At 41.9% G+C, this 12107-nt stretch carries 14 protein-coding genes; 9 read left to right on the top strand and 5 right to left on the bottom strand.

The window, feature by feature from the left end; translation table 11 throughout:
- Window positions 1-32: 32 nt before the first annotated feature.
- The gene (locus RL70_RS14370) at window positions 33-671 is read right to left on the bottom strand and encodes a YkyA family protein (RefSeq protein ID WP_039044094.1); all 639 of its coding nucleotides are present in this window, start codon (window positions 669-671) and stop codon (window positions 33-35) included.
- A 102-nt stretch (window positions 672-773) separates the two neighbouring features.
- Here RL70_RS14370 and def point away from each other — a divergent pair, with 102 nt between their 5' ends.
- From def to rnjA, 3 genes are all read left to right on the top strand, one after another.
- Window positions 774-1331 (top strand): peptide deformylase, encoded by a 558-nt coding sequence (gene def / locus RL70_RS14365; protein ID WP_039044093.1) that lies wholly within the window; start codon window positions 774-776, stop codon window positions 1329-1331.
- Window positions 1332-1578: 247 nt separating this feature from the next.
- Entirely contained in the window at window positions 1579-1788 is a 210-nt protein-coding gene (locus RL70_RS14360; protein WP_039044092.1) for a DNA-dependent RNA polymerase subunit epsilon, read from the top strand.
- 5 nt (window positions 1789-1793) lie between these two features.
- A complete protein-coding gene (gene rnjA, locus RL70_RS14355; RefSeq protein ID WP_039044091.1) occupies window positions 1794-3461 on the top strand; it encodes a ribonuclease J1 in 1668 nt (555 codons plus the stop codon).
- A 48-nt stretch (window positions 3462-3509) separates the two neighbouring features.
- Here rnjA and RL70_RS14350 read toward each other — a convergent pair whose 3' ends face one another.
- From RL70_RS14350 to RL70_RS17390, 4 genes are all read right to left on the bottom strand, one after another.
- Window positions 3510-4169, bottom strand: a complete 660-nt coding sequence (locus tag RL70_RS14350; RefSeq protein WP_039044090.1) for a TrkA family potassium uptake protein — start codon at window positions 4167-4169, stop codon at window positions 3510-3512.
- A 113-nt stretch (window positions 4170-4282) separates the two neighbouring features.
- Entirely contained in the window at window positions 4283-4732 is a 450-nt protein-coding gene (locus RL70_RS14345; RefSeq protein WP_039044089.1) for a TlpA disulfide reductase family protein, read from the bottom strand.
- Between the two features lie 79 nt (window positions 4733-4811).
- Window positions 4812-5354 (bottom strand): peroxiredoxin, encoded by a 543-nt coding sequence (locus RL70_RS14340; RefSeq protein WP_039044088.1) that lies wholly within the window; start codon window positions 5352-5354, stop codon window positions 4812-4814.
- A 148-nt stretch (window positions 5355-5502) separates the two neighbouring features.
- The gene (locus tag RL70_RS17390; protein ID WP_052245990.1) at window positions 5503-5832 is read right to left on the bottom strand and encodes a hypothetical protein; all 330 of its coding nucleotides are present in this window, start codon (window positions 5830-5832) and stop codon (window positions 5503-5505) included.
- A 238-nt stretch (window positions 5833-6070) separates the two neighbouring features.
- On the opposite strand from RL70_RS17390, the gene RL70_RS14330 reads away from it, so the two are divergent.
- The 6 genes from RL70_RS14330 (at window position 6071) to RL70_RS14305 (ending at window position 12055) form a co-directional block, all read left to right on the top strand.
- Complete coding sequence (locus tag RL70_RS14330; RefSeq protein ID WP_039044087.1) at window positions 6071-6613, top strand: helix-turn-helix domain-containing protein; 543 nt, start codon at window positions 6071-6073, stop codon at window positions 6611-6613.
- Window positions 6614-6628: 15 nt separating this feature from the next.
- Entirely contained in the window at window positions 6629-7732 is a 1104-nt protein-coding gene (locus RL70_RS14325) for an ABC transporter ATP-binding protein (protein WP_039044086.1), read from the top strand.
- Entirely contained in the window at window positions 7722-8549 is an 828-nt protein-coding gene (locus RL70_RS14320) for an ABC transporter permease (protein WP_082003433.1), read from the top strand. The genes RL70_RS14325 and RL70_RS14320 overlap by 11 nt, the downstream gene beginning before the upstream one ends.
- Window positions 8533-9333, top strand: a complete 801-nt coding sequence (locus tag RL70_RS14315; protein WP_039044085.1) for an ABC transporter permease — start codon at window positions 8533-8535, stop codon at window positions 9331-9333. The genes RL70_RS14320 and RL70_RS14315 overlap by 17 nt, the downstream gene beginning before the upstream one ends.
- Window positions 9330-10403, top strand: a complete 1074-nt coding sequence (locus RL70_RS14310; RefSeq protein WP_039044084.1) for a PotD/PotF family extracellular solute-binding protein — start codon at window positions 9330-9332, stop codon at window positions 10401-10403. The genes RL70_RS14315 and RL70_RS14310 overlap by 4 nt, the downstream gene beginning before the upstream one ends.
- A gap of 455 nt (window positions 10404-10858) precedes the next feature.
- Window positions 10859-12055, top strand: coding sequence for a tetracycline resistance MFS efflux pump (locus RL70_RS14305; RefSeq protein WP_039044083.1), 1197 nt, complete (start codon window positions 10859-10861; stop codon window positions 12053-12055).
- The last annotated feature ends 52 nt before the right edge of the window (window positions 12056-12107 follow it).

The raw sequence follows: 12107 nt of genomic DNA, 5'->3' as shown, positions 1-12107 counted from the left end.
TTCTGTATTATAATAGAATAGACTGAAAGTTATCATTCAGATTCAACTTGTTGCGTTTCTTTTAAAGCCTTATTCACTTCCATTGTTGACTGATTGAAAACTAGAGTGGCATCTTCTAGTTTTTCTCGTTGTTTATTGACCGCAACTGTTGCCCCTTCTAATTCTACCCGTTTTACATTTTCCTCAATCAATAATTCATACAGAGAGCTTTGTCTTTCCGTTAGTTCACTGTACAAATTCACGATTTCATAGTGAAGTTCAAACCTCTTCGATAAGGCGGTTTTTAACTTAGCAATCGCCCCTGTTGCTTCGTCACTAGTTTCCGTTGGGAGCGATTCAAGACGTTTAGCTGCTTCCTCTGCATCATTAATTACGCCCAGTTCTTCCGTTATAAGTTTTTTTCTCTCTTTTAGGGAGGTTTCCATTCTAGAAACTCCACTCTCAATGAGTTCTCTTTCTTCCATAGTGAATTCCACTGTTTTATTAAACAAAATCTGTTCTTTTTTCTCTAGCATTGCCAACTGATTTTCATACTCCACAACTTTAGTCTCATACTCCTGAATATCTTTTAAAATCCCCGCTAACTCTTTTTGTGTTTGATCTTGCTCTTCTGTGCATCCACCAACAAAAAGCATCAAACTCATCGGGATGATCATTAATAATTTTCTCACTGTAATCCCCCTACTTTTTAAAGTTCAACAGTAAATCCTTTCCCACGTTTCCTAATTCCATTATACTAAGAAGAGGCACTATATCGAAAAGGAGACACCAACATGATTTTAATGGAAGATATTATACGAGAAGGGCATCCGACACTACGGATGCGCTCTGAAGAGGTAACATTCCCTCTAACCGCTGAAGACAAACAGCTAGCATCCGATTTACTAGAATATGTTATGAATAGTCAAGACGATGACATCGCTGAAAAATATGAGCTACGTGCCGGAATCGGACTAGCAGCACCTCAAGTGAATCACCCCAAAAGAATGTTCGCTTTGCATATTGAACAAGAGAAAGACAAAGATATCAGTCTAGTGGCGATCAACCCAAGAATAGTCAGTCATTCTGTAGAAAAAACGTATTTATCCACAGGAGAAGGTTGTCTATCTGTCGATCGCGAAGTAGAAGGTTACGTGCCAAGATACTCACGGATTACGATAAAAGCTTTCGATGCGGAAGGAAATGAATTCAAAAAACGTTTGAAAGGTCTACCCGCAATTGCATTCCAGCACGAGCTTGATCACTTGAACGGAATAATGTTTTACGATCATATCGATCCAAAGGCTCCTTATAAAGAGATTTCAGATGCACTCCCTTACGAAGGAGAGTAATTTAAACTTGACAGAAAGTTCAAAATATGATATACTTCTTTAACAAGGAGTGATATTGCCATGTATAGGCGCCTGAAACGCAAACTGTTGAAACGGCTGAATGGCATCCTCGGTAAAAAGTCAATCGCATAACGTTGATATGCCCACCCTTCATAAAGGTGGGCTTTTCTTTATTTTCCATGAATGACGTGGTACTATTAAAAGTATCAGTCCAAAAATCGAACGTTAAGAAAAAGGAGAGCACAACATGATCTTTAAAGTTTACTACCAAGAAACCAAGGTACAAGTACCAGTCCGCGAAAACACACAATCATTGTATGTGGAAGCTGAATCCGCACGCGATGTACGCAAAAAGTTACAAAGTCGTAATTATAACATTGAAATTATTCAACATCTTGAAGGGGAGCACCTCGCATATGAGCAAGCTTCTGAACACTTCGAGCTTGAGCAGGTGTAATGCACATGAAGTCTATTAAAAACAATGAAACTGCCGTTTTTGCCTTAGGCGGACTAGGTGAAATCGGTAAGAACACATATGCCGTGCAATTTCAAGATGAAATCATCTTGATTGATGCGGGTATTAAATTCCCAGAAGACGATCTACTCGGAATTGACTACGTCATTCCTGATTACACGTATTTAAAACGCAATGCCGATAAAATCAAAGGACTCTTCATCACCCATGGTCACGAGGACCATATCGGAGGAATCCCATACTTACTGAAACAAGTGAATATGCCTGTTTACGGTGGTAAATTGGCGCTTGGCTTATTACGCAACAAGCTTGAAGAACATGGTCTCGTTCGTTCAACGAAGCTCATCGAGTTTGGTGAAGAGGATATTTTCAAATTCCGAAAAACTGCTGTATCATTCTTCCGCACGACACACAGTATTCCGGATGCGTATGGTGTCGTTGTAAAAACTCCTTCAGGCAATATCGTGCACACAGGTGATTTTAAATTCGACTTCACCCCTGTTGGAGAACCTGCTAACCTCGCAAAAATGGCTAAGATCGGTAGCGAGGGTGTTCTTTGCCTTCTCTCTGATAGTACCAATGCTGAAGTTCCAAACTTTACGATGTCGGAACGTAAAGTCGGGGATAGCCTGAATGATATCTTTAGAAAAGTGGACGGACGTGTTATTTTCGCAACGTTTGCGTCGAATATCCACCGTTTGCAACAAGTAATTGAAGCTGCACAAATTCACGGACGGAAAGTTGCTGTCTTCGGACGCAGCATGGATAACGCGATAACAATCGGCCGGGAACTTGGCTACATCGATGCACCAAAAGATCTCTTTGTAGATGCGCAAAGCATTAATCGCTTACCTGCAAACGAAGTGATGATTTTATGTACAGGCAGTCAAGGTGAACCGATGGCTGCATTGTCTCGAATTGCTAACGGTACACACCGTCAAGTTCAGATTCAACCCGGTGATACGGTCATCTTCTCGTCTTCACCTATTCCAGGTAATACATTAAGTGTTAATAAGACGATCAACGCTTTGTTCCGCGCTGGTGCTGAAGTCATTCATGGTGCACTGAACAATATCCATACATCGGGTCACGGTTCCCAAGAAGAACAAAAACTGATGCTACGTCTTATTCAGCCTAAATTCTTCATGCCAATCCATGGTGAATACCGAATGCTGAAAATGCATGAAGAACTTGCAATTGCATGTGATGTGGAACCAGATAATATCTTCATCATGTCTAATGGAGATGTCCTCGCACTTACAGAGGATACTGCACGACCTGCTGGGCGCGTACCATCAGGTGACATCTACATTGACGGTAGTGGGATTGGAGATATCGGAAATGTCGTTCTTCGCGATCGTAAAAACCTTTCCGAAGACGGTCTTGTTATTGTCGTCGCAACGATTGATAAGAAACGAAACCGCGTTGTTTCAGGTCCAGACCTAATTTCACGTGGATTCGTTTACATGCGTGAATCTGGCGCGATGATCAATGAAGCCCAATATATGCTAACGCGTCAAATGCACCGCAAATTGTCAACTGGACCAGCTGATATCGGAGTACTGAAAAGTGATATCATCGATTCACTCAGCTCTTACCTATATGACAAGACAAAACGCAGACCTATGATTCTACCTGTGATTCTAGAAGTATAATAAAAACCGCCTTACCCGATTGATGAACCAATCAGGTAAGGCGGTTTTTTAGTGCAGTACTTTTTTCTCAAATCGATGTATGTCCACATCTGATCCAATTACAATTAAAACATCGTTCAATCGAATCTCTTCTATCGCTTGAGGTGAAACTAAAATGTGATCTTCCCGTTTAATCGCGACAATATTGACACCGTATTTTGCACGGATATCCAAGTCTATTAATGTTGCACCTGATAGTTTTTCATTTGCACGGATTTCCACAATTGAATACTCATCGGATAGTTCTAAGTAATCGAGAATATCGTTTGATACCATTCGATTAGCAATGCGTCGTCCCATATCACGCTCAGGATGAATGACGTGGTCTGCCCCAATTTTACGTAATACTTTTTCATGATAATCATTTTGTGCTTTCACCGTAATCATTTGCACACCAAGTTCTTTTAGAATCAGCGTTGTTAAAATACTGGCTTGAATATTCTCCCCAATTGCAACGACAACATGTTCAAAATTACGAATTCCAAGTGATCGTAAAGACGATTCATCGGTAGTATCCGCTGCGACTGCTTGTGTCGCAATTTGAGCAAATTCATCCACTCGCTCTTGAGATTTGTCAATCGCCATAACTGAAGCATCCAGTTCGATCAATTCGTTGACGATACTCCCACCAAAGCGGCCAAGGCCGATGACGACAAATTCCTTTTTCATATCTCATCTCTCCGATTCACGTAAGAATGCGTTAAGTTTACCATAGCTACGCTACTCTCTCAAATATCCAGAAAACCCGACAGTCCGTTTAATGGACTGTCGGGTTTGTAAACTTACTTCTTCATTTCATCAAGTACACGATTTACGCGCTTTTCTAGCATTTTCATGCCACTACCGCCAGCTTGGAAGTGACGAAGTTGACCATCTTTGTCAAATACGTAATACGCGGGAACATACTGATTTTCGAATGCATCGTTCAATTTAAGTTCGCTGTCTACATAAATCGATTGTGTAATGTCGTGCTCAGCAGCAACTGCTTTAATGTTCTCCAAGTCCACATCGTCCTCAGAACGCGGCATGTGGACAGCGACAACATTCAATTCGTCTTTGTACTTATCACGAAATGCATTAACGTCTGGCATCGCTTCTTTACACATATGACAGCTCACTGACCAAAAGTGAATGAGTGTCGGTTTTTCGCCTACAAGTTCAGATTTAGTAACTTCACCGTTCAACCATGCTGTTGCGCCAGCTAGTTCTGGCAATTGTTCACGTAATTTCATGCGTTAGTTCCTCCTCTTGGATAAAAATCCCCGCTACAAAAGTAAGCGGGGAACTTCAATCAAATTTCAGTGTATGAGATTATAGAGTTTCTTGACCGGGACGCCAGTTTGCTGGGCAAAGACCGCCAGTTTGAAGTGCTTGAAGTACACGAAGTGTTTCGTCTACATCACGACCAATGTTATTGTGGAATACTGTTTGGTATTGCATTTCACCTTCTGGGTTGACGATGAAAAGACCACGCAAAGCAATTCCTTCTTCTTCAATCAAAACACCATAGTTACGAGCTACTTCGTGGTTTGTATCCGCAGCAAGTGGGTAATTCAAATCCCCAAGACCATTGTCTTTACGGTCTGTGTTGATCCAAGCTTTATGTGTGTGAATAGTGTCTGTAGAAACACCGATAACTTCTGCATCAAGGTCTTCAAACTCGTCATAACGATCAGACATTGCAGTAATCTCTGTCGGGCAGACAAATGTAAAGTCCATTGGATAGAAGAACAATACAGTCCACTTATCATTTTTCATGTTTTCTTCAAGGCTTACTTTACCGAATGACTTGTCCGTCATTACAGCTTCCATTTCGAATCTTGGCGCTTGCTTACCAACCATGCGTTCTACCATTCAAAATCCCTCCAATTATCTTCTGGGCAGAATTCTCATCCGCTCAATTCTTCTATAGCTTATCAAATGCTTGTCAGAATATCAATTAGAATGAATCATACATAAGAATCATTATCGAATAATGTCATGTAATTGAGAAGAAGATCAGTTATGACTCTTCACTATCCGTACACATCGAAGGCTTTGCGGGTCTGTCTCCACAAAAGTCGCAAGATGGATCTTCACATGATGCTTCCCGCCATTCGTCACACGACGCACAGTACACAGAATCGAATTCTTCATTATAAACGAGTGAATGCATACAACGAACACAGTGATCCGCCATTTCCGACCATTCGATCATCGTTTCATTATTATATAAAAACACTCGGGAACTACCATCCGGTACCGCTTGCATGTCACTATTCAGTGCAGTCTTCATCAGATTATTCCAGTGCCGGTCTTCCGGGTCAAAATAAAACAGCATTTTCTCGCCCAATCGGAGTCCCCCATTTCTTTGGTATTATTCTACTACGCCTCTAGTAATAACACAACGAAAGCCCGTTATCACACTCTGTTAATGACGCCAGCGGACTAGATATCGTTGCATTGAGCAATGACTACTATTATTGCTTAAAACTACTCTTGATTTCCTGTCATGATTTTGTATAATGAAAGATGCTAAAAGTAAACTTGAAGTTCAGTTATACTAAACTTTCATGAAAGTAGGATGACACATGCAGATCGGCAGCAAAATCAAACGGTTGCGATTACAAAGCGGGCTCACACAAGAAGAGCTTGGTGAACGCACTGATTTGACGAAAGGCTACATTTCTCAATTAGAACGGGATTTGAATTCCCCTTCTATTGAAACGCTTTTCTCCTTGCTCGAAGTTCTCGGTACAACTCCAAAAGACTTTTTTGACGAAACAAAGAAGAGTGATCCCGTCGTATACTCACCTGAACATCAGACAACGTATATAAACGATGAGTTGCATTACAAAATACGCTGGCTCATTCCTAGATCCAATGAAAACGAAATGGAACCCGTACATATTACGTTCTCACATAAAGGAGAGCTGAAACAGTTTGCCCCTTCCCTTTCTGAAACGTTTATCTATGTACTTGTAGGGAACGTTGAAATAGAGATTGGAACTCGTATATATTCAGCAAGTGAGGGCGATGCAGTGTACTATTCTGCAGAAGACCAGCACCGCATTTCAAATGCACACGACGGAATCAGCGAGCTCTTACTCGTCGCTACAGAATCTTACTTATAAAAAGGGGGACCCTCATTGTCCACACAACCAATCATTCGCTTTGAGAATGTCAGCAAACGCTTCGGCGAAGACACAACTGTATTAGATGGTGTTTCATTTGAAATGGAACGCGGAAAGTTCTACACACTTCTCGGCCCTTCCGGCTGCGGGAAAACGACAATCCTACGACTTATTGCTGGATTTTCAGAGCCTTCTGAAGGGACGATTTACTTTAACGGGAAATCTGTCAACCAAACACCTGCCAACGAACGACAAGTGAACACCGTTTTCCAAGATTACGCCCTGTTCCCTCATTTGAATGTCTATGAAAACGTCGCGTTCGGGTTACGCATCAAAAAAGTAAAAAAATCCGAAGTAGATCGACGTGTGAAAGAAGCACTCAAGTTCGTCAACCTTGCGGGCTATGAAAACCGGGAGATCACTGAGATGTCTGGTGGTCAACGACAACGTGTTGCAATTGCACGTGCGATCATCAACGATCCAGAGGTCATATTGTTGGATGAACCCCTTTCTGCACTGGATTTGAAACTACGTTCAGCAATGCAGTATGAGCTGCGAGAGCTACAGCAACGCCTTGGGAAAACTTTCATTTTTGTCACTCATGACCAAGAGGAAGCACTTGCCATGTCCGATGAAATCTTCGTCATGAACTCGGGGCAAATTCAGCAATCAGGGACACCAATCGATATTTACGATGAGCCTATCAACCGTTTCGTTGCTGATTTCATCGGTGAATCGAATATTGTATCTGGCGTCATGATCGAAGACTATCTTGTTGAATTTAACGGGAAACGATTTGAATGCGCTGATGCTGGACTCCAGCCCAATGAGAAAGTAGACATCGTGCTTCGACCCGAAGATATTGAAATTACGCCAGTAGATGCAGGCAAACTGACAGTGACAGTAGACACTTCCCTTTTCCGTGGTGTGCACTATGAAATTTCAACTTACGATCAAGATGGCAATGAATGGCTCGTCCATTCAACGAAAAAAGCTGAAGTTGGCATGCAAATCGGTCTAGACTTCATCCCAGAAAACATTCACGTCATGCGTCTTAACGAGTCCGAAGAAGACTATGATGCGCGACTTGAAGCGTATGGTGCGGCGGATGAAAACTAATCGCGCTAGCCTTCGTTTGTCCATGGTTCCATACTCTCTTTGGATTATACTTTTTGTCATTGCACCGATCGGACTGATCGTGTATTACTCATTTTTCGATTTAAGTGGCAATTTCACATTTGATAACTATAAGAACTTTTTCACTTCTGTCTATCTCAAACTGACAGTGAGCTCATTTTGGTATGCTTTTCTCATTACGTTCTTCTCGTTGCTAATCTCATACCCAACAGCTTATTTTTTAACGAAATTGAAGCATAAACAGCTGTGGCTGTTACTGATCATTATCCCTTCGTGGATTAATCTACTGTTGAAGACATATGCGTTCATCGGCTTAATGGGGTTATATGGACCGGTAAATGCGTTACTTGAAACTGTTGGTATTGGGAAACAACAGATATTGTTCACAGACTTCAGTTTTGTTTTCGTTTCTGTTTATATCTTCATTCCATTTATGATATTACCGATTTTCAATGCTCTGGATAAATTGAATCCTGCACTGATAGACGCCTCTCGAGATCTAGGTGCGAATGCTTGGACAACTTTCAGACGTGTCATCTGGCCTCTTACACTAAACGGTGTGAAGTCTGGTGTTCAAGTTGTATTCATTCCTGCACTTTCGTTATTCATGATCACCCGACTTATTGCAGGAAACAAAGTCATCACGCTCGGTACAGCAATTGAGCAGCAATTCCTCGTTACTCAAAACTGGGGAATGGGCTCAACGATTGCAGTGTTCTTAATTCTATTCATGGTAGTCATCTTGCTTCTAACGACTGCGAACGAAAGGGGGATGGCTGGAAGTGGAAAGAAACGGTAAACTCCCAAAAATCTATTTGACAGCTGTCTTTCTTGTTTTATATGCACCAATTTTCTATTTGATTTTTTACTCATTTAACTCTGGTGGCACAATGTCCCATTTCGAGTCTTTCACATGGGAACATTACGCTGCTGTATTTGAAGATAAACGACTCATCATCATCTTGCTCAATACAGTAGTCGTTGCCTTACTCTCAGCATTGATTTCAACGGCAATCGGAGTGATGGGAGCGATCACAATCCATTACATGAAGAACAAAGCGATGCGAAACGCAATGCTTTCCATGAATAGTATTCTTATGGTAAGTCCTGACGTCATCATCGGTGCTTCGTTCCTTATTTTGTTTACACTAGTCGGCATCAAACTCGGATTTGCCTCTGTACTGCTTTCCCATATTGCGTTCAGTATTCCGATTGTCGTCATTATGGTGTTACCGAAATTGCAGGAAATGAGTCCGACACTGATAGATGCTGCACTCGACCTTGGAGCTACTCGAAAAGAAATCATGTCGCGTGTCATTTTGCCATTTATTAAACCCGGGATATTCGCCGGCTTCTTCTTGGCGCTGACCTATTCTTTGGATGACTTTGCGGTAACGTTCTTTGTAACCGGAAATGGATTCTCGACACTTTCTGTTGAAATATACTCTATGGCTAGAACAGGAGTCACTTTAACGATCAATGCACTTTCGGGTCTCATCTTTGTGATAACAGCTGGTCTGATTTTAGGCTATTATTTCATAACAAATCGACCTAAAACACCTGCTAGGGGGGTCAAACGATGAAAGCGTTAGTACGTGGAGCCATTCTTATTGCGGCAACAGCAGCCATTCTGATGATCATCAATGCACAACTTGCTAAAAGCGGTGCACAATCCGGTGGAAATACGCTGACCGTTTATAACTGGGGTGAATATATTGACCCTGACCTCATAAAGCAGTTTGAAAAAGAAACAGGCATCAATGTCATCTATGAAACCTTCGATTCCAATGAAGGAATGATGGGAAAAATCGAGCAAGGCGGAACGTCTTATGACATTACAGTCCCATCTGAGTATATGGTGGAGATGATGCGTGAAAAAGACTTGCTCATTCCACTCGATTACGACAAGATTCCGAACATCAAAAATATCGATCCCTATTTCAGGGATCTTCCGTTTGACCCTAATAGTACGTACTCCATCCCCTATTTCTGGGGGACTCTTGGGATTGCTTATAATCCATCTTTGTTAGATGGCCAAACGTTTGAGAGTTGGGATAATTTGTGGGATCCTTCCCTCAAACAAGAAGCTGTCCTTGTAGACAGTGCACGCGAAGTCATTGGAATGAGCTTGAATTCCCTTGGCTATTCCTTGAACTCAACAAACGTTGACGAACTTCGTGAAGCGACGGATAAGCTGAAAACGCTAAGCCCGAATATTAAAGCAGTCATCGGGGATGAAGTGACCCAGATGATGATGAATAACGAAGCAGCCGTTTCACTCATCTGGTCTGGGCAAGCAGCGGATATGATGTCTGAGAACGAAGATATCACATATGTGGTCCCGGAAGAAGGTTCGAACTTATGGTTCGACAACATCGTAATCCCAAAGACTGTGAAAAACATCGATGGGGCTTACGAGTTCATCAACTTCATGTTACGTCCGGAAGTCGCTGCTCAAAATGCGGATTACGTAGGTTATTCCACACCTAATAAAGAAGCATTGTCTCTCCTAGATCCAGAGGTCGTTTCTGATGAACGGTATTATCCGGACGAAGAAGCTCGTGACCACTTGGAAGTGTATAAAGATTTAGGGTTGGAAATGCTAGGCACGTATAATGAGTTTTTCTTGGAATTCAAGATGAATATGAAGTAATTCGAGATGTTACAGCAGAAGCGGATTGTCGCTTCTGCTTTTTTTATTTGAAGAGATTGATTTGTCGCGAGGTGGAGATAGATGGTGCGAGAGTTATGTACCGCGGGAGTTTGAGGATGGAAAAATAGAAGTTTCAATGTCTTATGATCATTTTTTTGAATTTATGATCACTATTCTTGAGATATGAGCACTTTTTCGAGTTTAAGAGCGCTTTCTACGATTTATGATCTCTTTCTTGAGTTTATGATCACCTTTCGGGATTTATGAGCACAATGCCCGTTTTATGAGCACCTTGACAATCCTTGGGACAAGATTAAAACTTTATCTACCAATCTTAGTTGAAAATATAGGAAAGTGTGTATTATTAGAATTGTCCGAGCTGTCCCGACACAGTAGAGACTAGCTGTATGCTAAACTAAAGCGAGGATACAACTGAATATGAAGGAGGAACACACGTGGCCGCTAAATCTACAACATTCGCTATTTATATACTAATGTTTAATATGTTCATCACTATGTCAGGAATTGGACTGATCATTCCAATCATGCCTGAATACTTAGGAACGTTCGGCGTGGCTGGTGCTGCCCTTGGCTCGCTCATTGCCGTGTTCTCATTCGCCCAATTCATATTTTCCCCCGTTTCCGGATCCCTTTCGGATAAGCATGGAAGAAAAAACATCATCATTTTCGGACTCATTCTTTATGGGGTTTCCCAGCTTGCTTTTGGCCTCTCCACAGAACTTTGGATGCTCTTTGTAGCACGATTCTTCTCTGGTTTCGGCTCGGCATTCTTAATTCCTCCGATGATGGCTTTCGTTGCGGATATTACAACATTTGAAGAACGTGGTCGCGGTATGGGTTTACTTGGCGCCTCCATGTCTCTAGGATTCATGATCGGACCTGGGGTTGGAGGTTTTCTATCTAAATTCGGGTTACAGTTCCCCTTCTACTTTGCTGCAGGAGCTGCATTATTCGCTGCAGTCATGTCGTTTTATATTTTACCAAATCCCGCTCCGAGCCCCTCAGCTGAAAATGGACCTCGACGAACGGAAAATTTGTTTCAACAAATTGCGCGCTCAACTAAGACTCCCTACTTCGTCGTCTTACTTGTCATGTTCGTCTTCTCTTTTGGACTAGCAAACTTCCAATCGACCATCTCTCTATACGTTGGCATTAAATACAATTACACGCCTCTTATGATTGCAGTCATCATTACAGTGGGTGGATTCGTTGGCGTCATCATCCAAACATTTGTCATCAATCGCTTGTTCAAGCGGTTCGGTGAAATGCGTGTCATCCTCATCAACTTAGTCATTGCAGCAGTGGCGATGCTCAGCATTACATTTGTGAATATGTTCTGGTCCATCTTGCTAGTTGCAACGATTTTCTCAACCGCAACTGCATTATTGAGACCTGCAGTAAACACGTTAGTCTCAAAACTTGCAGGCAACGAACAAGGCTATGCAGCTGGAATGATGAATGCCTACATGAGCTTAGGTAACATGGTTGGACCCGCATTAGCTGGCTTCGTTTTCGACTGGAAAATGACAGCTCCATACTTTCTCGGGACCGCTATACTCCTTTCGTGCTTCCTAATAGCCGCTACATGGGCAAAGAGAAATACAGATACATTAGCTGCTACACGTTCATAAACTTCAAAAAACCCAAAGCCATATAAAAAAGGCTGGGCTAACCTAAATTAAT

This window comes from Sporosarcina sp. ZBG7A (assembly GCF_000813425.1).
Taxonomy (GTDB): Bacteria; Bacillota; Bacilli; order Bacillales_A; family Planococcaceae; genus Sporosarcina.
This window is presented reverse-complemented; position numbering and strand designations above follow the sequence as displayed.

What these genes read in the sequence shown, in the direction of transcription:
- def (WP_039044093.1), top strand. Translation starts at nt 774, where the DNA reads ATGATTTTAATGGAAGATATTATACGAGAAGGGCATCCGACACTACGG.
- RL70_RS14360 (WP_039044092.1), top strand. Translation starts at nt 1,579, where the DNA reads ATGATCTTTAAAGTTTACTACCAAGAAACCAAGGTACAAGTACCAGTC.
- rnjA (WP_039044091.1), top strand. Translation starts at nt 1,794, where the DNA reads ATGAAGTCTATTAAAAACAATGAAACTGCCGTTTTTGCCTTAGGCGGA.
- RL70_RS14350 (WP_039044090.1), bottom strand. Translation starts at nt 4,169, where the DNA reads ATGAAAAAGGAATTTGTCGTCATCGGCCTTGGCCGCTTTGGTGGGAGT.
- RL70_RS14345 (WP_039044089.1), bottom strand. Translation starts at nt 4,732, where the DNA reads ATGAAATTACGTGAACAATTGCCAGAACTAGCTGGCGCAACAGCATGG.
- RL70_RS14340 (WP_039044088.1), bottom strand. Translation starts at nt 5,354, where the DNA reads ATGGTAGAACGCATGGTTGGTAAGCAAGCGCCAAGATTCGAAATGGAA.
- RL70_RS14330 (WP_039044087.1), top strand. Translation starts at nt 6,071, where the DNA reads ATGCAGATCGGCAGCAAAATCAAACGGTTGCGATTACAAAGCGGGCTC.
- RL70_RS14320 (WP_082003433.1), top strand. Translation starts at nt 7,722, where the DNA reads ATGAAAACTAATCGCGCTAGCCTTCGTTTGTCCATGGTTCCATACTCT.
- RL70_RS14310 (WP_039044084.1), top strand. Translation starts at nt 9,330, where the DNA reads ATGAAAGCGTTAGTACGTGGAGCCATTCTTATTGCGGCAACAGCAGCC.